Here is a 21521-nt window from a genome sequence, read left to right as displayed (position 1 = left end):
AGGCTCTTTTTTTGTTACAAGATCTACCCAAAATCTTGTTGAATTGGTCATTTAAAAGGCCGACCGTGCCTATTGAATTATTCCTCGTCAGTAAAGATGACTTTTTTTAATTCTTCTTTTTCTTTTTTTATTTTCTCTTTTTGGGTTTTTATTTTTTCTTCCAACTCATTAAGTTTTTCATGAGCCTTTTCTATGGCTTCTTCTTGATTTGTAGCTTCTTCGTCTTCAATATCATCGTTCTTTTTAGCCTCTTCTAAGCGCTCTTTTGCTTTTTTTACCTTATCGCGACCATTCTTCAGAACTTCTTCACTTGCAGTAATTTTATCTTCTTTTTCCTTTACTTTGTTTGTAGCTTGGTCCGATCGGTATTGTCCAAATTGATTGCCGCTTAAGTCGCCTTTATTCTTTCCGTAAGCATTTCCTTTGTTAGCTTTTTCTATTTCATTTTTTGGTTCCCGAACCATTTCTTTTGCTTCTTGTTTTCCTTGAGCTTTTTTCTCTTGGGACATTTCTTTATGGTGCTCTTTCATCTCTTGGGCTTTTTGTTTGCCTTTTTTCTTTAGCTCTTGAGCATTAGCTTGAGAGTTTTGCTCTGTTTTTTCTTGCTTTTTTTCCTGTCCTTTTCCTTGGGCTTCTATAGTTTGTGAACTCACAAAGGCAAAAATTGCAATGGCCGATATTAATAATTTTATGCGTTTCATATTTATAATATTAAATGGTATCTAGTTTTTTTAATTGTTCTTCAACTTCGGTGGTTGTTTTTTCTAAACTTTCAATGCCATTTTTAACAACAGTTTCTAATGAATCTATTTTTTGAATGGCTTTTTCAATTTTCTCCTGCTCTTTCTTTTTGTTATCGGTGCATGATACCAAAAATAACACCCCGAAAAATAAAATGAGTAATTGTTTCATAAATAGTACTTTAAATAGGTTAATTATTTGAACGGTTCCAATTTATTTGAAAGCGCACATTGTTTAGTGTTGTAATATACGTAATAATTGGTCTGTTGGATGTTAGGCAAGTTTTGCTTGTGCTTTGTTTGTTAGGCAAAAGGTATGAATTGATAATTATTTATTTATATTTGGCGCATGATTGCAAGATGGTGCATTAGCATTTTAATTTTCAGCCTTACATTATTTGGGGTGGTGAGCCAACAACAAGTGGTTTTGCCAAACCAGGAAATTGTGTTGCGCTTTACCGAAGTGGATCTGTCTTCACAATATGCGAAAGTCACTATAGATGTTTTAAAAAGGCAATTGCAGGATTTAGGAGCCAAAAACATTAAGGTCAATACCGCAGAGAATGGACAGGTAAACATTGCTTATTACAGCCAATCTGAGGCAACGAGCATAAAGAAAACGCTTACTGAAGGTTCCTTTTTAGCACTAGAATTTTTATCGGATTCTAATTCCGAACATTCACCTGCTCCTTCAAAAGATAAAGATGGCGTCTATTACAATTTTGATGTCTTTGAAATTCAAAAGGGTGACAACCATGGGCGCAGTTTAAAGGGTAATATCGTACTACAGTTCGAGACCAAGAGTGACCGCTTTTTAGAGCCTAACTTTCATATTTGTTGTAATCAAATCGATTCAAAAGAAGAAAATGCACTTCCAGAATTGGCTTATGCCATTCAAAGAAATATAGTTCTTTCTATAAAGGATACTCCATATAAAATACCTGAAGGCCGTGCTGGCCCACGGCTTTCATAAGGGATTTTTTATTTCCCTTATACTTCTAAAAGCGACAAAAACCTAAAGCAACAACCGTTGCGTATCTAAAATTTCAAAAAAAATAAAAATTGTCAAGTTTTTGGGTAAATGATATATTTGCCCGCCCAATTTTGGGATAAGAATATTGACATTAAATAACATAACAATGCAAAACAAAGGATTAGTAAAATTATTTGCGATTTTGTTTGGTTTAGTCAGCCTTTATCAGCTGTCGTTTACCTTCAAAGCCAATTCTGTTGAAAGTGAGGCCGAAGAAATAGCCATCAACAACGTTCCAGAAACCGAAGATGATTACCGTGCTAAGCGTAGCCAAGAGGAGGCTGATTACCTGCAGTCTATCGCTACTGATACGGTTTACAATATAGGAATCGCAAAATTCACATACAACGAAGTGAAACAAAAGGCCATGAACCTTGGTCTTGATTTAAAAGGTGGTATTAACGTAATTCTTCAGGTATCTGTAAAAGATATTTTGAAAGGGTTGGCAAACCATACCAGCGACCCTGTTTTTAATAAAGCCTTAGAGGATGCTTCAGAGCTTCAAAAAAACAGTCAGAATACGTATTTACAAGATTTCTTCATCGCCTTCGATAAGATAAAAGGCGATACCAAATTAGCGTCTCCAGATATTTTCTATACCAAAGCTTTGGATGGTGAAATAGACGGTAATATGAGCGATGATGAGGTTAAAAGTATCATTGAAACTAAAATCGATGAGTCTATCGTTTCAGCGTTTGAAGTATTGCGTAAGCGTATCGACGAGTTTGGTGTAACTTCACCAAACATTCAGCGTTTAGGAGCGTCAGGTCGTATTTTAGTAGAATTGCCAGGTGTTAAAGATGTAGAAAGAGCTAAATCTTTACTACAGAGTACCGCACAACTAGAGTTTTGGGATGCTTATAAAGGCGAGCAGTTTTATCAGTTTATAGCTCAAGCCGATGCAATACTAAAGGATATTGTTGAAGATGAAGACGTTCAAGGTGGAGACATTGAGAGCCAAGATGAAGAAGATGCTCAAGATTCACAAATTGACGATTTATTGGGTGATAGTGAAACGGACTCAACCGCAGTAGATAACAATAATAACCCGCTAGGAAAATTAATTAAAGGTGTGGGGTACCAAGGCGGGCCAATTATCGCCAAGTTTGAAATTAAGGATAAACAGAAAGTCCTTGATTACTTAAACCGCCCAGAAGTTAGATCTTTACTTCCTGCAGAAATGCGCTATACTAAATTTGTTTTTGGTAAGCCAGAAAAAAATAGCGAATTGGTTGACCTATACGGATTAGTAGGTAACCGCGAAAATATTCCACCGTTAAGTGGTGCTGTAGTTACCGATGCTACAAATGAATTTGGCCCAACAGGTAAGCCTGAGGTTTCTATGCAAATGAATTCTAAAGGTGCTAAGATTTGGGAAGAAATGACGGGTAACGCATACCAACAAGGAAGCCAAATTGCCATTGTTTTAGATAATATTGTGTACTCTGCTCCTGGTGTTACTAGCGGAGCAATTGCCGGAGGGCGTTCGTCAATTTCTGGCGATTTTAGTTTAAATGAAGCCATCGATTTAGCAAACGTACTACGTGCAGGTAAATTACCAGCATCTGCAGATATTATTCAAAGTGAAGTAGTTGGGCCATCCCTGGGGCAAGAGGCTATCGATAGCGGTATGACATCTTTCTTAATTGCATTGGCTTTAGTATTGTTATGGATGATTTTCTACTACGGGAAAGCAGGTATTTTCGCCGATATAGCCATGTTATTAAACATTTTGTTGATTTTTGGTGTGCTATCTGGATTGGGAGCTGTTTTAACACTGCCAGGTATCGCCGGTATTGTGCTTACCATTGGTATGTCGGTTGATGCGAACGTACTTATTTTCGAGCGTATTCGAGAAGAATTGGCCAAAGGCAAAGGACAGTTAGAATCTATTAAAGATGGTTTTGGTAATGCCTTGTCTTCTATTTTAGATGCCAACATCACCACAGGCTTAACAGCATTAATTCTATTTGTTTTTGGTACTGGTCCTATTAAAGGATTCGCTACTACTTTACTTATAGGTATCTTAACTTCTCTATTTACAGCTATTTTTATCACCAGATTATTAATTGACTGGTATGCTGAAAAAGGCGGAAAGTTAGATTTCGCAACGGGTATTACTAAAAACTTATTCAGAAATATCAATATTGAATTCTTGAAAAAACGTAAAACAGCGTATATCATTTCAGGAGCACTTATTGTTTTGAGTTTAGGGTCGTTGTTTACCAACGGATTAGATCAAGGTGTTGATTTTGTAGGTGGTAGAACCTACCAAGTACGTTTTGCAAACGATATCAGTGCTGAGGAAATAACAGACTTACTATCGCAACCTGATGTTTTTGCCAGTGCCGATGCCAAAACTTTTGGTAGTGCCAACCAGTTAAAAATCACCACTAAATATAAAGTAAATGAATCTGGAGCTTCTGTTGATGAAGAAATTAGAAAAACTTTGTACGATGCTTTAGTACCTTATTTAGAAGGTGTTTCGTATGAGCAGTTTATAGATTTAAACGATGAAAACAAGCAAGTAGGTTTATTGGAGTCATATAAAGTAACGCCAACCATTGCTGATGATATCAAACAAGCTTCTATTTGGGCGATTTTGGGGTCGTTAATTGTGGTGTTCCTTTACATTTTATTCCGATTTAAAAAATGGCAATATTCATTGGGTGCGGTTGCTGCCGTATTCCACGATGTTTTAATTGTTTTGGGTGTATTCTCTATTACCTATAAATTTATGCCGTTTAATATGGAAATTAACCAAGCCTTCATTGCGGCGATATTAACGGTAATTGGATACTCGTTGAACGATACCGTGGTGGTGTTCGATAGAATACGTGAGTTCTTCAACGAGCATACAGGTTGGCCGTTTAACCGCATTGTTAACTCGTCATTAAGCAGTACATTAAGTAGAACATTAAATACGTCATTAACCACACTTGTAGTGCTTTTGGCTATTTTTATTTTTGGTGGCGATTCTATTAGAGGATTTATGTTTGCATTGATAGTAGGGGTTATTGTAGGTACCTATTCATCGTTGTTTATTGCAACACCAATTATGTACGATTCTGTAAACAGATTGGAAGAAAAGAAGAAAAAAAACTAAAACTAACTAAAACTTTCTTCTTATGAAGCCCATCAATTTTTGTTGATGGGCTTTTTTATGGTCTATCTATAGATGAATTAAAATTGAATGTCCGTAATCAATTATAAAGTTCGATGTCAACCTAAACTTATTTCAGGTTCTCACCATAAAACATTAATATTTAAAGTTGTTATGGGATGCTGAAACGAGTTCATCATGACAGAAAAAAATAACATTACGACACAAAACGGTCAACCATAATAAAAATAAAAACAACTGTTAAAATTAACTTTTTGTTATACCTCATAAATAAATAAATTTAAGATCTTTAAGCTAATTTTTTTATATGAATCAAAAGAAGAATTATAAAATAACGTGGTTTGGAATACTGTTCATTTGGTGCTTAGTAGGTGCTGCACAGACCAAAATTAAGGGCAGGGTAATCGAACAAACTACAAGCCAACCTTTGGCTTATGCTACCGTAATGATAGCCGATAACGAAACCGATAATCCTATTTCGGGAACCACTACAACAGAAACTGGTGATTTTGTTTTAGAAACTGAAGCCACTAATTTTTATATTAAAGTGAGTTTTATAGGCTTTGTAACCAAGAGTTTTCGAGAATTTCAAATTAATAATAATACCATCAATTTAGGCACGATAACGTTAGCCGAAGATGCGGCCCAACTCGATGAGGTTGTTGTACAGGCCGAAGTGTCCCGCACCGAATTTAAACTCGATAAGCGGGTTTTTAACGTTGGTAAAGATATTGCCAGCACGGGTGCAAGTGCCCTAGAGGTGCTTAACAATGTACCGTCGGTAAATGTAAACATTGAAGGTGTTATTAGTCTTCGCGGTAATTCGGGCGTTCAAGTGCTTATAAACGGTAAACCTTCTATTTTAACCGATGATGGAGGCGCCTTGGGAAGTATAACGGCCGATATGATTGAAAGCATCGAAGTGATTACAAATCCATCGGCTAAATACGATGCTGAGGGTACGTCGGGTATTATCAATATCATCATAAAAAAAGAAGAACGAAAAGGCTTGAATGGGTCGGTAAGTTTAAATACCGGTGTGCCCGATAACCATAGTGTTGGGGTGAGCTTAAACCGTCGGTCTGAAAAATTTAATCTCTTTACACAACTCGGTTTGGGGCGCAGAAGTTATCCGCGCGATAGCGAAAACATCAATATCGATATAGAAAACGATACCACACTTTATAACACAGGAACCGATTATAGAAACGAAAAATTCTATAACATTACCTTAGGTACAGACTACTATTTAAACCCCAACAACGTAATAACCCTTTCAGGGAATTTTGCCTACGAAGTGGAAGACCAACCTTCAAATTTTAATTTTCAGCTTTACGACGAAAACAATGTATTAGTGTCTGAATGGAACCGCTCAGAAACTACCGAAGCCACAAATCCTAAATGGCAATATGAGCTGGTTTATAAAAAGGATTTTGATGACCACGACGACCACGATTTGTTGTTTAGCGCAACAGGAAGGTCGTTTGCTAAAGACTTAAGTTCGTTGTTTGACGATGTTAGTGTTTCCGGCGAAAACCGTGATGGTTCGCAACGTACGCGTACCGATTTTGCTGAAGATAACTTTACCTTTAAATTGGACTATATGAAGCCTTTTTCAGAACAATGGAGTGTTGAAACAGGGGCGCAATATGTTATGACCGATGTAAACAACGATTACGAAGTTGAAAATTGGATAAACGGTGAATTTGTTACCGATACTGGGCTGACCAATATTTTTAATTACGACCAAAAAGTATTTGGCGCCTATTTTTCGGCTGCCTACGAAGGTGAAAAGTGGGGGGTAAAAGGCGGTTTACGTTTAGAACAAACCGATTTAAAAACACTTTTAGAAAATACAGATGAACGTAACGACCAAAATTATACAAACTTGTTTCCCAGCGTGCATACGTCTTATAAATTTTCTGAAGTCTTATCTTTGCAAGCAGGTTATTCCAAACGTATTTATAGGCCGCGTCTGTGGGATTTAAATCCGTTTTTCAATATCAGGAATAGTTTCAGTATCCGCCAAGGAAACCCAGAGCTGATACCAGAATTTACCGATTCCTACGAGCTAACCACTATTTTAGATGTTGGGGAAACTTCTTTAAACTTTGGGGTATACCATCGTTATACTACCGATATGATTGAGCGCATCACAACAGCCGAAAACAATGTAAATACCACCAGGCCCGAAAATATAGGAACCAATAGCACGCTAGGTATCGAGTTTAATACCAAATACTCGCCTGTTAATTGGTTAACTTTTAATGTAGATTTTAACTATAACAGTTTTAATCGGGAAGGTACTTTTGAATCTCAGGTATTCGATTTTAAAGGCGACCAATGGAGTTCTAAACTTATGGCAAAATTCAAGTTGCCTGCCAGTATAGATTTTGAAGCCACCGGAAATTATCAATCGGAATATAAAACGGTGCAGGGTAATAATAGTGATATAGCTTTTTTAGATATCGGCTTAAGAAAGAAAATTTTTGATGGAAAAGGCGTTTTTAGCTTTGGTGTTCGTGATGTGTTCGCGACGCGATATTTCGAGAGTTTTACAACTCAAAGCAGTTTTACAAATTTTTCAAAAAGCACTCGTGGGCGTTTTGTGAGTCTTGGCTTTAGCTACGGTTTTGGAAAGGGTGAAGCCATGGAGTATAGTGGAGGAAGACGGCATTGATTCCTTTGGTAAAACATTATTTTACAAGTCGCTATCTTTGTAACTAATTATAAAAAAAAAGTATTGTTATGACGTTTTATAATAAAATTAAATGGGTTTTGGGTATTCTGATGGTTTTCGTTTTAATTGTGGCCACCAATTTAATAGACAGAAACAATTTTGTTAGAGTAAAAGAATCGGTAGAAACCATTTATGAAGACCGATTAATAGCCAAGGACCTAATTTTTGAAATGTCGCAGGCCGTACAGGAAAAAGAACTGGCTTTAGTGCTGCCCGATAGCGTGTTTTATAAAGGTCAAAATGCAAAAGTGAACCAAGCGATTCAAGGATTGATTAGCACTTTTGAGACCACCAAACTTACGCTTGAGGAAGGTGATGTGTTTGATACTTTAAAAGAAAATTTTAAAGCTTTAAAGGAAGAGGAGGCGTCTTTTGTAAATTCCAGTTTTACTGATAAAAATAGAGTTACGAAACGTGTTGCTGAAATAAATGGAAATTTACAAGTACTCTCTGATATCCAAATTACAGAGGGTAAGCGCCAAATGTCTATCACCAAAAGAGCGCTCGATACCGTAGAATTATTTACCCAAATTGAAATTTATATTTTGGTTTTTCTGGCTATTGTTATCCAAATTATTGTGATGTATAAGCCAAAACGAAGTGAATGATTATGTAGTAGCAATACATTAACAAGTAACTGTATAACTTTTTTTAATTATAAAAGTACTTTCCGTTGTGCAATACTTCGTATTCTGCATCTGGATCGTAAGTTGCCGCTTCATATACTATCATTAATTCGTTTGAACTAACAGTAAGATTGTCATATATTTCAAACTCGTCTTCACAGAAAATTATTTTTAGTTGGTTTTGCTTTATAATTTCCCATTCCCAAATCGATTCGGTATTCCCGTTTATTGAAGTAAAACCCGTCCCATTTTGAGAGAAGCTTATTTGATTTCCTGAAACATCTAGATTGGTTTTTGTTTCTATTTCTTGCTGAGTCATCGTAGAGTTTCCGGCATCAATCAAGTTAATCATTTTATAATGTTCAAAAGTCCAAGGGCTTCCCTGAACAAGTAATTCTTCTTTGGCTAATTGTTGTGATTGATCATTGCTTTCAGATGAACAGGAGAAAATCACAAATCCAATTAAAAATCCGATAAAAACTTTCAGTTTTTTCATGCTTGTTGTTTGGTTTTTAATTTTTAACGGTAAGTATAAAATGCGTTTTAATGCAATTTATACAATTTTATAGGTTTTTAATTAGAAGTCAATTTTTCTCCATACCAATTTATGTTTGTTTGAGCCAATAAAATCAGTACTTAAGGTCATTTTATCTTCGTTGAATTCAAATTTTCTTATTTGATTTTGGCCAACCCAATTCGGGAACGAACTTATTTTAATTTGATGGACTACTTGTTTCGAATTAAGATTCACTTCATAATTTCCTGAGTAAGCAATAAATCCATTAAAAGCAACAACAACTTCATCTGATTGGCCTTGAAGGGGGTCCTCTGAAAGAAATTGAGGCCTATTGTTTTTCATAATCATTACTGACATATTTCCATTGCTTTCATAATTTATTTGCCCTATTGCGTCCGCTCCGAAAGGAAATTCTTTTTTTCCATCTTTTGACTCGATAGTCCATTCCAGTAATTCCCAGGAACCAACAAATTGTTGATTTTCCATATTTATGCTCGCAGTAATTGTATCCGCTTCATTATTTTTTATTGAAGAGTTATGTTGTTTGCAACTTGTAAAACATAAGATTATTAAAAATGAAATCGTTTTAAAATCTTTCATTGCGTTTAGTTTTTAAATAACCTATAACAGTTGGGCTATGGTTCCGCCGTAAACCGAAGATAGCAAATTTGCGAGGACTTTCCGAGAGGAAAGTCAGAAGCAATGAACTATAGCCGGTGTTGTGTACAGTTTTTTAGTTCTCATTCTCAGTGAAATGATTCTCTATTGTAGTTTTGTTGTCTAATAAATCTCTTATGATTTCATTGTTAGAGATAACATCAACAAATTTTCTTTGAGCTTCAGTAAATTCTTTTATTAATTTTATTGGGTCAGGAAAACAGATAAGAACTTTTTCCTTTTTATTTAACTTTTTATATAACTCTCTGTTTTTTCTGTCTCCTGAATAAAATTCGTTTACAAAATCGGTGTCAATTGTTGGATTTGACCTCTTTATTTTTTCGGCAACCAAATTGTCATCTTCTTCATTTTTAATTTTTCTTCCTTCAAAAGTCCATTTTGGATGATGAACAAGCATAAAAGATTTAGGGTGCTTTAGAAAATTAGCCCATCGTTTCACATCTTGAAAAATTTTAAAATGTTTGAGTTTGTACGATTCTTGGAGTTGAATTAAATCAAAATATTCATATATCGATTCAACCTGTAAGTATAATAATAGTATAAAGCTTGTGAAAGTTAAGTTTATATCCTTAAAGCTTCTATGTTGAATCAAAAAATTCTCAATACGAAGATTACTATCATTTAAGTTGCAAGCTACACAATTGTGTCCTTTTTGAAAGTTGTTATGTATACTACAAAATAATGTGTTGTATTCGTCGTCATAGTGTTCCGAGATAAATAGGTCAAAAACTTTTTCAAAAATTACAACCAAATTATCTTTTTCCTCATTAAAGCGAGGGTCATTATATACACTTAAAAGATTTTTTGCTATTTGGTTCATATCTAATTGTACAAAACAATTGGATAAGCGCAATTGCGTTTATCTACATTATATTTATTCCGATCTTATAATTGAACCCAACCAATATAGCGAAAATTTTTACAAAACCAAGAAAGATAATCTTAAAACCCTAAACTGTCTCCAATCTTTAGATGCCAAGTGTCGGCAAGCCCTGCATTGACTTCTAAAACATACTGCGCAGGTTCATTAGAGGGTAACGACGACTCGTCATAAGGTTTGGCGTTTTTTTGGAAGCTCACAATTTTTTTATCAGCGCCAACATAAACTAGATCAAGCGGTATTTGGGTATTTTTCATATAAAAATACCTTGGGCGTTCGTCGTCAAAGACAAATAGCATACCCTGTGTGTTTTTCATGCTGTTGCGGTACATAAGTCCGGTTTCGCGGTCAAACTCAGTATCGGCAATTTCAATATCTAAAGTTACTGTTGTTGAGTCTTCGGCCTTATAAATGATGAGCTCACCTTCTTTTTTAAAGGCTACTTCGGTTTGTTTGATGGTTTTCTTTTCGTTTTTACACCCCGATAAAACGATTAAAAAACCAACTGAAACCAGTAATAGCAAGCGTTTTAAAACCATGTTATTTTACTTTGGTTTTGGGCTTGTAAATAAACATAAAATAAAGGCCTATTAGGATGAATGGGATACTTAGCCATTGCCCGGTATTGAGTCCAAACCAATTGATGTACTCGTCGCCTTGGGGCTCTTTTACAAACTCCACAAAAAAGCGAATGGTCCAAAGGAGAATTAAAAACAGCCCAAACAAAAAGCCGGTTTGGTTCTTTTTTTCGGTTTTAGAATAGAAATACCATAAAATTAAGAATACAAAAATATAGCAAAACGATTCGTATAGCTGTGCAGGATGGCGGTAGGGCACTTGCTCCACAAGTTCTGGGTTTGCTGCAATCGCATCATAGGCTTTTTGTACATTTTTGGTGCCTGCCATGCGCATAGCATCGTATTTATTGTAGAAATCTTGGATAAACCGAACGCCTAGAGGGAAATCGCCAGATTCTTTGCCTATAATCTCTGAATTGATAAAATTCCCAATCCTTATAAAAATAGCACCTGAAGCCACAGAAATCACTACGCGATCTAAAATCCAAAGGAGCGATTTGTACTTGTATTTTCGTCGGTACAGATACATACCAATAATAATGCCTATGGCAGCACCGTGGCTAGCTAACCCTTGAAACCCGGTAAACTCAAACCCGCCTTCAAATTTAAACGGCAGGAATATGCTAAAAAAATCTTTAGTAATTAATTCTGATTGATAAAACAATACATGCCCTAATCTGGCACCTAACATCGTGGCCAAAACGGTGTAAATAAAAAGCGGGTCTAGATAATCTAAAGACACTTTTTCTTTGGTAAAGATGCGTTTCATGATATACCAACCAAGAATAAAGGCAATCACCCACATTAGGCTATAAAAGTGAAGTTTAAAATTTCCGGCAATGTCAATGCCCGTTATGGGGTTCCAATCGAATTTTAAAAGTTGCATATGTCTTATTTTACACCGTAAATATAACGGATTGCAATGGGTTTTCTGTTAAAGTTTATTTAAGAAGTTCTATAATTTCAACTTCAAAAATAAGGTTAGACTTTCCTGGAATACCACGTGTGCCCGATTCGCCATAAGCTAGATGGTATGGCACAAACAATGTAGCTTTATCGCCTACATGGAGCTGCTTCAGTCCCTCTTTAAAACCAGGAATCATGCCGGCGTCGGGGCCAATCTGTGCAGTAATGGGTTGGTAACGGTCCATGGCTTTACGGCGGGGGTTAACGGCATCGAGAGCTTCGGCAGTTTCGAGATTGCTGGTTTCTAATAATTTTCCATTCTCAAAATAAACAGCATAATGGACCAGAACTTCGGCATCTTCGGGTAGTTTTTCACCGGTACCTTTTTTGGAAACAAAGTACTGTAAGCCCGATTCAAGAGTTGTAGATTTTGCCTTTTGTTCCTCGAACTTCTTTTTTGTTTTGTTTAAAATGGCTTCTGCCTTGGCCTTTTTTTCTTTTTCAAGGCGTTCGGCTTCAACAAAGTGGTTTTTAAAAACCTCGGGGGCATCAAAGTTTTTGGCAACTTTCCCTTTTCGAATGATTTTTATTTCTTGTATGGTGTCGTTCTGTTTAATAGAGTCGATAACTTCAAGCCCCAAAACTACTTCGCCAAAAACGGTATGGCAACTTACGCGTCTATCTTCGCAATTTTTCAGAAAACCTTCGTCGTCGTATGCATCTAACCATGGTGTGGCTTTATGGGTAATGTAAAATTGACTCCCGTTGGTGCCATAACCAGAGTTGGCCATGGCCAAAATACCTTTTTTGTTGTGTTTTAAACTGGGAGTAAACTCATCATCAAAACGGTAACCCGGGTTGCCAGATCCATCGCCGTTAGGGTCGCCTCCTTGAATCATAAAATCGGGAACAACACGATGGAAGCTCAAGCCATTGTAAAACTTTTTGTTTTTATACGAATCGCTAACCAACTCGTTAGTGCCTTCGGCCAATGATACAAAATTGGCCACAGTAGTAGGTGTTTTTTCCTGTTCGAGCTTAGCCACCATAATCCCTTTGTTTGTGGTGAATTCGGCATACATACCGTCTTCAAGTTCGGGGTAGGGCGCTTTGCAAGATATGAATTGAATAATTAAACTGAGCAATAAAACTTTACAAACAAAACTGCAATTTGTCATTTTAATTGGTTTGATTGGAGGTAATTGAGTTAACGGTAACTTTACATATTAAGGGAACATTGCTGCCTATTCGGTTTTCATCACCATAGTAGCCATATGCTTTTTGTGACGGAAATAAAAAAGTAACGGTTTCGCCCGTTTTCATAAGCTTTAACCCTTCACGAAGCCCTGTGAAAATTTCTTCTTTATCCATGGCATAACGCTGGGTTTTTAGGTCTTCGGCAGAATAAATAACAGTTCCGCTAAGCGATTTTACATCGTAGTTAAAATCTACAATGTCTCCAAATTCTGGTGTGTTTAAGGTGTCGTTTTCAATTTTGGTATTGTAATAGTACCAAAATCCGCTTTCTGAAGCAAAATACTCTTGTTGTTGCTGTTTTAACAGTTTTTCGATAGAGGCTTGCTCTTTGGCGTTCAGTTTTTTGTTACGCTCAACCGAAGCATCAATAAAAGAGCCCGATTTTACAGAAATGGGGCGTCGCGCTTCGGGTGTTTTACAGCTAAAAAGCAATAAAACAAAAGCGATTTTTAGTAGTTTATTCATCATTCAGGGCTTTATTATAACTAGGCAATATACTAATAAATTTTTCAACCGTATCATTTAGAGATAAATAGCTTTTTCCACCAGCGGCATTTATATGGCCGCCACCATTAAAGTGCGCCCTAGACATTTCGTTAACCGAAAAATCACCTTTAGAACGCAACGATATTTTAATGATACCTTCTTGTTTGTCTTCTATAAATATAGCAGCCAGGACGATTCCGTTTAAAGAGAGTCCGTAATTTACCACGCCTTCCGTGTCTCCTTTTTTGTAATTGAATTTATTCAGTTCTTCCTGTGAAAGCGTAATGTAGGCCGTTCTTGATTCAGGAATAACCTTAAGGTTACTCAACGCGCAGCCCAATAGTTGTAGTTTTTCATAACTATTTGAGTCAAAAATTAAGTTATGTATTTCAGAATTATTGGCGCCTTTGTCCATTAAGTCGGCTACCACTCTGTGCGTTGTACTTGAAGTGGATGAGAACCTAAAAGACCCTGTGTCGGTCATGATTCCAACATACAAGCAGGTCGCTATGGTCTTATCAATTAAAGAGGTGTCGTCCAGCATGTCTATAAAATGGTATACCATTTCGCAGGTAGAACTCATATTAACATCGCTGTAAGTATATAAAGCATAATTATCTGGCGATTGATGGTGATCTATCATAATTTTAATGCCCTTACTTTCGGTCAAAACCGTTTCCATATCGCCGGTTCTATGAAAAGCGTTAAAATCTAAAGTGAAGATAATATCGGCATCGCTAATTAAAGCGTCGCACAACCTCGATTGCGAATCGTATTTTAAAATAGTATCGCTTCCGGGAATCCATTTTAAGAACGAAGGGAAATCATTAGGTGTCACTACATGTGCTTTATGGTTACTTTTTAACAAGTAATGGCAGAGCCCCAATGCAGAGCCAATTGCATCGCCATCCGGGTTTTTGTGTGGTACAATCACTATCTTTTTTTTAGTGCCTAATAGCTGCTTAATGCCTGCAATATCTTGTTTTTCCATAGATGGCGAAGATACAATATTTTTAAAATTAGATTACTTGCATTTAAATAGAAATACATTACTTTTGCACACAAATAAAATTGAAAAATGGCAACAAACAGAACATTTACAATGCTTAAGCCCGATGCAGTTGAAAAAGGACACATTGGTGCGATATTAGAAAAAATTTCTGCTTCTGGTTTTAAAATCGTAGCAATGAAATTAACGCAGATGACACAGGCTGATGCTGAGGAGTTTTACGGTATACATAAAGAGCGTCCGTTTTTTGGCGAGTTGGTTGAATACATGACTCGTGGGCCTATTGTTGCTGCCATTTTAGAAAAAGACAATGCCGTTGAAGATTTTAGAACTTTAATTGGAGCAACCAATCCTGCCGATGCTGCAGAAGGTACGATTAGAAAACTATATGCAGATTCTATAAGTGAAAATGCTATCCACGGGAGTGATAGCGATGATAATGCCGCTATTGAAGGTGCTTTCCATTTTTCTGGTCGTGAGACGTTTTAGAGAAAAATAATCTAAATATTTAATAAAAAAGCCCGCTTAATAGCGGGTTTTTTGTGATTTTTATCTCATAAAAAAAGCCTATCAAAATTTGATAGGCTTTAAATGTAATTGTTAAATAGTATATTGTTAGACTACTTTTACGTTTACGGCGTTTAATCCTTTTCTACCTTCTTGTAGATCGAATTCCACTAGATCACCCTCACGAATTTCATCGATAAGTCCTGAAATGTGAACGAAATGTTCTTTGTTGTTGTCCTCTTCAATGATGAATCCAAAACCTTTTGAATCGTTGAAGAATTTTACGGTACCTTTACTCATTGTATTTGTATTATATAAATTAAAGCACCAAAGGTAACGTAAATAATGATCGCTTGTTGGAATTTTGATAATTATTTCTGTTAAATTTAAATATCTAATTATCTTAAAACCAGTTTTTTAATTATTTCCTTTCCTAATTCGTCGTTTAGCATGGTGATTATTTTTTGTTTACCATAGCTTAATTCTTCGCGTAACACACTAGAATTTAATTGAATATATAAGGTCTCTCGTTCTAGGTTTACCGAAGTGGTGTAATTGTTAACGCCGTTGCCCATAAGTTTGGCCCAGGCACCTGCCACATTTACTTTGTCCAACCCTTTTTCGAGTTTGTTGGTTTCAATAAATTCTTTGAGGGCGTCACTAATTTTAATGTGTTCGTTGTTGCGCTTGGCCATGGTAGTTTAAGCTGTTATAAATTAAAATTATAGAGGGTTTTTACGTGTTTTTCTTTTTGGTACCAGTCGTTGTAAACCAGTTCTAGGTTTTGAACATTAAAAGTACCAAAATTATAATTCTTAAACGTTTTTATAGTATTTAAAAATGTGATTTTATTGGCAAGTTTTTTACTAAAGCGAACTACAGTTGCGTGTGCCGTTTGTATGGCGTAACGTTTGTCAAGGCTTTGCTCTAAATCGGAATTCTTAAAATGGGTTCTTAAATTGTCCCTAATTTTGTTAAGACTAGGGGAACTCATAAAACCCTGCACCATAATGCACGATGGCGATGCCGTTAGCCCCTTAAATTGAATTTCGACATTCGTATTAACGGTTATACTTTTTTTTATGATGTCAATATATTTTGAAACATCAATCGCGTTTAAATCGAAGCCATCGTAACAGGAAATGATAGACATTACTGTAATATGTATATCGGAATTTTGATAATAATATTGCTCGGGTTCAACGGCTTTTAGTTCATTCAAAAACTTTTGAATTTCATTTTTAACTTCCTGCGGCGGCCGAATTAAAAGTGTTATGCCAAAGCGGTTGTCGTTTGGTGAATGGATGAGTTCGTCAATCTCGTAAGCATCGTTTTGAATTTTTTCGATGGAAGCGTTATATAGTTCTGTATAATGGGTTCTATAGTCCAATGTTATTTATAGTTTAAAAATCTCATAACTTTGATGCACTTGTTTTACGGCATTTTCGGTACGTTCGGCGTGGGTGTCGCTAATAAAAAGCTGTCCGAAATTTTCATCATCCACCAATTTGATGATTTGTGCTACGCGGTTTTCGTCCAACTTATCGAAAATATCATCCAATAATAAAATGGGATTCACACCGCTTTGTGCTTTAATAAAATCGAACTGCGCTAATTTAAGGGCAATTAAAAACGATTTTTGTTGGCCTTGGCTGCCAAACTTTTTAATCGGGTGTTCTTCAATATTAAAATGTAAGTCGTCTTTATGTATGCCAACACTAGTGTATTGCAGGGCTTTGTCTTTATTAATAGATTGCTGAAAAAGTGTGTTTAGGTCGCCATCAAACAACGGACTGTGGTAAACCAAATCAACCACTTCGTTGCCATTGCTAATGGCTTGATAGCGCGATTTAAAAATAGGAATGAATTCTTTTAAAAAGCTATCGCGTTTTTCAAAAATAATGGTGCCGTAATCGGTCAGCTGGTTGTTATAAACCTCTAAAGTGTCTTTATTAAAGGTGTGGTTAAGCGCAAAATATTTTAACAGTGCATTACGCTGCGCGAGCACCTTATTGTAATTAATTAAATGATTAAGGTAGTTTTTGTCGCTTTGCGAAATCACGCTATCAATAAACTTTCGGCGTGTACTACTGCCTTCAATAATAAGGTCGCGATCGGCCGGAGAAATAATAACCAACGGTAAAAAACCAATGTGTTCGCTAAATTTTTCGTAGGCTTTACCATTGCGCTTAATGACTTTTTTCTGTCCGCGTTTCAAGCTAATGGCTACTTTTTCGGTTTTGTCCTCCTTTTCATATTCTCCATTAATTACAAAAAAATCTTCTTCGTGTTTAATGTTTTGTAATGCAATCGGATTAAAATAGCTTTTTCCGAAAGACAAATGGTAAATAGCGTCCAGTACGTTAGTTTTTCCAATGCCATTATTGCCCACAATACAGTTTATCTTATCGTTAAATGCAAACGATTTGCTCTCAAAATTTTTATAATTTAATAAGGATAGCGATTTTAAAATCATACAAAAAGCAACTTATTGGGTGTTTGGGCGGTTTGTGTCCAAAAAGAACCGCAAATTATTGAAAAATATCAAATAAATACCCTTTTAGTTATGAAGAAAAATTATATTTTTGCGCCACATTAATTTATACTGAATAAATGGCAACTTACAAGAAGAAAGGTTACAAACCAAAAACAAAAGTAGAGAAAGAGCACAACATTGAAGAAGGATCAACAACTGCTGAAGTTTTTAATACCCTTGATGAAACCGCATCAAAAACAGAAGATTTTGTAGCTAAAAACCAAAAATATATATTCATCATTATAGGTGTAGTAGCCTTGGTGGTTTTGGGGTCTTTAGGATATAAAGAGTTTATAGCTAAGCCTAAGCAAACCAATGCAATGAACGATATGTTCCAAGCACAACAATATTTCGACCAAGCTGTTACAGGCGTTGAAAAAGACTCGTTGTACAACTTGGCACTAAACGGAGGTGAAGGTAAATTTGGCATGTTAGATATTATTGAGGAGTACAGCGGAACGCCATCTGCAAACTTGGCAACGTATTATGCTGGTACTGCTTATTTAAGACTAAAAGACTACAAAAAGGCCATTGAGTATTTAAGTGACTTTAAAAGCGACGACGAAATTTTAGCCCCATTGGCAAAAGGAAATATAGGAGATGCTTTTGTGCAGCTAAACCAACCTGAAGATGCATTAGGTTACTACGAGCAAGCAGCCGAACTAAGAGATAACGAGTTTACAACTCCAATGTACTTATTTAAAGCCGGAACGATTGCTTTAGATTTAGGTGAAGCCGATAAGGCACTGAAGTATTTCGAAAGAATAAAAAACGATTATTCAAATTCTACTGAAGCCTCAAAAGTAGAAGTGTTTATTGGAAAAGCTCAAGTATTGGCAAATAAGTAAATATGGCTACGGCAAATAAAAATTTATCAGAATACGATAAAAACACAATCCCAAATGCGAAAGATTTTCGGTTTGGGATTGTTGTTTCAGAATGGAACGATACCATTACCGAAGGCCTTTTTGAAGGCGCTTACCAAGCATTGGTCGATAACGGGGTGGCCGATAAAGACATCGTACGTTGGAATGTGCCCGGTAGTTTCGAGCTTGTTTACGGTTGTAAAAAAATGCAAGAGCAGTATGTTGATGCCGTAATAGCTATTGGTAGTGTTATACAAGGTGAAACTAAACACTTCGATTTTGTTTGCGAAGGGGTAACCCAAGGCATAAAAGACTTGAATGTTTTGAATGATATCCCTGTTGTTTTCTGTGTGTTAACAGATAACACCATGCAGCAGGCCCAAGAGCGCTCTGGTGGAAAACACGGCAATAAAGGTACCGAAGCCGCTATTGCAGCGATAAAAATGGCCGAACTGCGAAAGAACGCCTAAACTAATAGTAATCGCGAACGTAGTGAAGCAATCTGTTTAATTTGCTATTTATAGAGATGCCTTCGGTCATGCTTTCTTCGCAATGAAGGAACGGTTTTGTTAACAATTTTTAGCATTCCGAGCCTCAATTTGTCCCCATTTTTAAGTACTTTTGAAAGATAAGTAGCGCTAGATTTTGTTCAAACAACGTAAACATAGAACCTTTAATTATCAGCCTCGTTTTTCTAATGAAGGTAAAACAAATTCTAGTTCAGAACATAATACAGATAAGAAGGAATTTGTTTCAAAATGGCGGAGATCCAGTAACACGAAAACCAAAGTTAGAGGTGCTATGTCCATAAAAATTCTAATTTTAGTTTTGGTACTATTATTGATTTGTATGTATGTGTTGGAAAAAAAATACATGTAATACAAAAACAGAGACATTATGGGACTTTTAAAATTACGGAAAAACAAGAAATTTAGTTACACACCGCGTTTTTATGATGACAAGGGTGAAGGCAACCCTTATGAAATAAAACATAAATTTGATGAATACCGAAAATCTGTTGGGGCCAATAAAGGTATTAAAGCCAAGTTTAATGATGCCTGGGACGATTATAAAAACCCAGACAGGCAAGTTAACAGGCGTATTTTGATCATTGTCGCTATCTTAATTTTAGTGTTTCTATTCATCATCGAATTCGATTTATCTATTTTCTTACCTAAATAAATTTATGGCAGACATTATACAACTTTTACCCGACCACGTTGCAAACCAAATTGCCGCTGGAGAAGTTGTACAACGCCCGGCTTCAGTTGTTAAAGAGCTTTTAGAAAATGCCATTGATGCCGGTTCAGATACGATAAAACTCATTATAAAAGACGCAGGAAAAACTCTGGTTCAGGTTATCGACAATGGTAAAGGTATGAGCCAAACCGATGCGCGCTTAAGTTTTGAACGCCATGCCACGTCGAAAATCAGAAATGCCGAAGACTTATTCCAGTTAAGTACCAAAGGCTTTCGTGGTGAAGCATTGGCCAGTATTGCCGCCATTGCGCACGTAGAGCTAAAAACGAAACAGGCCGATGACGACGTTGGGACTTGTTTGATTATAGAAGGTAGTCATGTGGCTTCTCAAGACGTCGTAGTTACACCTACGGGCACATCAGTTTCAGTAAAGAACTTATTTTTTAATATTCCGGCGAGAAGGAATTTCTTAAAATCGGATGCCGTCGAGCTAAGGCACGTTGCCGACGAGTTCCACAGGGTGGCTTTGGCCCATCCCAATATTGCATTTGCCATGTACAATAACGGTAGCGAAACTTTTAATTTGCCCGTTAGTAATTTTAGGCAGCGTATTGTTAATATTTTTGGAAATAAAACTAACGAAAAATTAGTGCCAGTTGAAGAAAATACCGAAGTTTTGAAAATCTCAGGTTTTGTTGGTAAACCCGAATTTGCCAAAAAAACCCGTGGTGAACAGTATTTCTTCGTTAATAACCGATTTATAAAAAGCGCTTACCTTAACCACGCCATCGCTTCGGCTTTTGAGGGTTTATTGAAAAATGGTACACATGCCAGCTACTTTCTAAACCTTGAGGTTAATCCGCAAACCATCGATATTAATATCCACCCCACAAAAACCGAAATTAAATTTGACGACGAGCACACGCTTTATGCCTTGTTGCGCTCTGCCGTTAAACATAGTTTAGGGCAGTTTAACATTGCGCCCGTTTTGGATTTTGATAGAGACCCTAATTTAGATACGCCATACAATTATAAAACTGCAGCGGCCAAAGTGCCTAAGATTGAAGTGGACAGTGATTTTAATCCGTTTAAAAACGAAACTGCTTTTTCAGGAAAGCAAACCACTGTTTTTAAACCAACGCCCAATAATTGGGATAGTTTATACGTGGAAATGAAATCTAAAGACGGTGCGTCACAAACCGATTTTAGCGAAGTTCAATTTGAAAGCGAAGAGCAAACTGCTTCTATTTTTGGAGATGAACATGAGGCCGATTCGACCAATACCACCTATCAATTGCATAATAAATATGTGGTGAGTACTATAAAATCTGGTATGCTGCTCATAGACCAACACAGAGCGCACCAACGGATTTTATATGAAGAATTTCTTAAAAATATAACCATCAAGGAAGCCACAAGCCAGCAGCTCTTGTTTCCGTTGCAATTGCATTTTTCTTCGCAAGATATGGCTATCGTAAAACAGCTTAAGGATGATTTAGAACATACTGGGTTTCTGTTTTCGAACATTGAAGATGGGCAAGTGGAAGTTATAGGTGTACCTGCGGGTGTTCCAGAAAGCGAAGTGCCTATCATATTAGAACAACTAATAAGCGACGTAGAAAACGAAGTGCCCGATAGCCATTTTAGTGCCGCCGATTTATTGGCAAAATCACTTGCTAAAAGTCTGGCTATTAAAACGGGGCAGGCCTTAAAAAAAGATGAGCAAGAGCACTTGGTTAATAAGTTGTTTGCCTGCAAAGAACCTAACGTCACACCGGCCAACCGAACCACATTTGTTACAATGAGTGTAGACGAATTGGATAAAAAATTTATTTAAG

Annotated in this window: 23 protein-coding genes; 9 read left to right on the top strand and 14 right to left on the bottom strand. The window is 36.4% G+C overall.

Annotated elements, in window-relative coordinates:
* Positions 1-77: 77 nt before the first annotated feature.
* Both GSB9_01620 and GSB9_01619 read right to left on the bottom strand, forming a co-directional pair.
* Positions 78-701 (bottom strand): hypothetical protein, encoded by a 624-nt coding sequence (locus GSB9_01620; GenBank protein UKM65058.1) that lies wholly within the window; start codon positions 699-701, stop codon positions 78-80.
* 10 nt (positions 702-711) lie between these two features.
* A complete protein-coding gene (locus tag GSB9_01619; GenBank protein ID UKM65057.1) occupies positions 712-912 on the bottom strand; it encodes a hypothetical protein in 201 nt (66 codons plus the stop codon).
* A gap of 177 nt (positions 913-1089) precedes the next feature.
* On the opposite strand from GSB9_01619, the gene GSB9_01618 reads away from it, so the two are divergent.
* From GSB9_01618 to GSB9_01615, 4 genes are all read left to right on the top strand, one after another.
* Positions 1090-1713: a hypothetical protein gene (locus tag GSB9_01618; GenBank protein ID UKM65056.1), complete on the top strand. Its 624-nt coding sequence runs from the start codon at positions 1090-1092 to the stop codon at positions 1711-1713.
* A 166-nt stretch (positions 1714-1879) separates the two neighbouring features.
* Positions 1880-4879 (top strand): protein translocase subunit SecDF, encoded by a 3000-nt coding sequence (gene secDF, locus GSB9_01617; GenBank protein ID UKM65055.1) that lies wholly within the window; start codon positions 1880-1882, stop codon positions 4877-4879.
* 325 nt (positions 4880-5204) lie between these two features.
* Positions 5205-7577, top strand: a complete 2373-nt coding sequence (locus tag GSB9_01616; GenBank protein UKM65054.1) for a TonB-dependent receptor — start codon at positions 5205-5207, stop codon at positions 7575-7577.
* Positions 7578-7645: 68 nt separating this feature from the next.
* Positions 7646-8245, top strand: coding sequence for an MCP four helix bundle domain-containing protein (locus tag GSB9_01615; GenBank protein ID UKM65053.1), 600 nt, complete (start codon positions 7646-7648; stop codon positions 8243-8245).
* Between the two features lie 43 nt (positions 8246-8288).
* Here the strand turns inward: GSB9_01615 and GSB9_01614 are convergent, their stop codons facing one another.
* The 8 genes from GSB9_01614 to GSB9_01607 all read right to left on the bottom strand — a co-directional run bounded on the left by GSB9_01614 (position 8289) and on the right by GSB9_01607 (position 14556).
* A complete protein-coding gene (locus GSB9_01614; protein ID UKM65052.1) occupies positions 8289-8759 on the bottom strand; it encodes a hypothetical protein in 471 nt (156 codons plus the stop codon).
* 81 nt (positions 8760-8840) lie between these two features.
* Positions 8841-9380: a lipocalin-like domain-containing protein gene (locus tag GSB9_01613; protein UKM65051.1), complete on the bottom strand. Its 540-nt coding sequence runs from the start codon at positions 9378-9380 to the stop codon at positions 8841-8843.
* A gap of 133 nt (positions 9381-9513) precedes the next feature.
* Complete coding sequence (locus GSB9_01612; GenBank protein ID UKM65050.2) at positions 9514-10278, bottom strand: hypothetical protein; 765 nt, start codon at positions 10276-10278, stop codon at positions 9514-9516.
* 122 nt (positions 10279-10400) lie between these two features.
* Positions 10401-10877 (bottom strand): DUF192 domain-containing protein, encoded by a 477-nt coding sequence (locus tag GSB9_01611; GenBank protein ID UKM65049.1) that lies wholly within the window; start codon positions 10875-10877, stop codon positions 10401-10403.
* 1 nt (position 10878) lies between these two features.
* A complete protein-coding gene (gene lgt, locus GSB9_01610) occupies positions 10879-11802 on the bottom strand; it encodes a prolipoprotein diacylglyceryl transferase (protein ID UKM65048.1) in 924 nt (307 codons plus the stop codon).
* Between the two features lie 55 nt (positions 11803-11857).
* The gene (locus GSB9_01609; GenBank protein UKM65047.1) at positions 11858-13000 is read right to left on the bottom strand and encodes a peptidylprolyl isomerase; all 1143 of its coding nucleotides are present in this window, start codon (positions 12998-13000) and stop codon (positions 11858-11860) included.
* Between the two features lies 1 nt (position 13001).
* Positions 13002-13544, bottom strand: a complete 543-nt coding sequence (gldI, locus tag GSB9_01608; GenBank protein ID UKM65046.2) for a gliding motility-associated peptidyl-prolyl isomerase GldI — start codon at positions 13542-13544, stop codon at positions 13002-13004.
* Positions 13537-14556 (bottom strand): bifunctional oligoribonuclease/PAP phosphatase NrnA, encoded by a 1020-nt coding sequence (locus GSB9_01607; GenBank protein ID UKM65045.1) that lies wholly within the window; start codon positions 14554-14556, stop codon positions 13537-13539. Before GSB9_01607 ends, gldI begins: the two co-directional genes overlap by 8 nt.
* 87 nt (positions 14557-14643) lie before the next feature.
* Between GSB9_01607 and GSB9_01606 the strand changes: the two genes are divergently transcribed.
* On the top strand, positions 14644-15063 hold the full coding sequence (locus GSB9_01606; GenBank protein UKM65044.1) for a nucleoside-diphosphate kinase: 420 nt from the start codon (positions 14644-14646) through the stop codon (positions 15061-15063).
* 126 nt (positions 15064-15189) lie between these two features.
* Here the strand turns inward: GSB9_01606 and GSB9_01605 are convergent, their stop codons facing one another.
* The 4 genes from GSB9_01605 to GSB9_01602 form a co-directional block, all read right to left on the bottom strand.
* Complete coding sequence (locus GSB9_01605) at positions 15190-15381, bottom strand: cold shock domain-containing protein (protein UKM65043.1); 192 nt, start codon at positions 15379-15381, stop codon at positions 15190-15192.
* A 98-nt stretch (positions 15382-15479) separates the two neighbouring features.
* A complete protein-coding gene (locus GSB9_01604; GenBank protein ID UKM65042.1) occupies positions 15480-15776 on the bottom strand; it encodes a DUF721 domain-containing protein in 297 nt (98 codons plus the stop codon).
* 14 nt (positions 15777-15790) lie between these two features.
* A complete protein-coding gene (locus GSB9_01603) occupies positions 15791-16471 on the bottom strand; it encodes an AKAP7 2'5' RNA ligase-like domain-containing protein (GenBank protein UKM65041.1) in 681 nt (226 codons plus the stop codon).
* Positions 16472-16477: 6 nt separating this feature from the next.
* The gene (locus tag GSB9_01602) at positions 16478-17557 is read right to left on the bottom strand and encodes a DNA replication/repair protein RecF (GenBank protein UKM65040.1); all 1080 of its coding nucleotides are present in this window, start codon (positions 17555-17557) and stop codon (positions 16478-16480) included.
* Between the two features lie 137 nt (positions 17558-17694).
* On the opposite strand from GSB9_01602, the gene GSB9_01601 reads away from it, so the two are divergent.
* The 4 genes from GSB9_01601 (at position 17695) to mutL (ending at position 21520) form a co-directional block, all read left to right on the top strand.
* A complete protein-coding gene (locus GSB9_01601) occupies positions 17695-18465 on the top strand; it encodes a tetratricopeptide repeat protein (GenBank protein ID UKM65039.1) in 771 nt (256 codons plus the stop codon).
* Positions 18466-18467: 2 nt separating this feature from the next.
* Positions 18468-18953: a 6,7-dimethyl-8-ribityllumazine synthase gene (ribH, locus tag GSB9_01600; GenBank protein UKM65038.1), complete on the top strand. Its 486-nt coding sequence runs from the start codon at positions 18468-18470 to the stop codon at positions 18951-18953.
* Between the two features lie 427 nt (positions 18954-19380).
* Positions 19381-19665, top strand: coding sequence for a riboflavin synthase subunit beta (locus GSB9_01598; GenBank protein UKM65036.1), 285 nt, complete (start codon positions 19381-19383; stop codon positions 19663-19665).
* A 4-nt stretch (positions 19666-19669) separates the two neighbouring features.
* Positions 19670-21520: a DNA mismatch repair endonuclease MutL gene (gene mutL / locus GSB9_01597; protein ID UKM65035.1), complete on the top strand. Its 1851-nt coding sequence runs from the start codon at positions 19670-19672 to the stop codon at positions 21518-21520.
* Position 21521 lies beyond the last annotated feature (1 nt).

Source organism: Flavobacteriaceae bacterium GSB9, from assembly GCA_022749295.1.
GTDB lineage: Bacteria > Bacteroidota > Bacteroidia > Flavobacteriales > Flavobacteriaceae > Flavisericum.
Note: the sequence above shows the minus strand (reverse complement) of the source record. Positions and strands in the feature narration are given on the sequence as shown.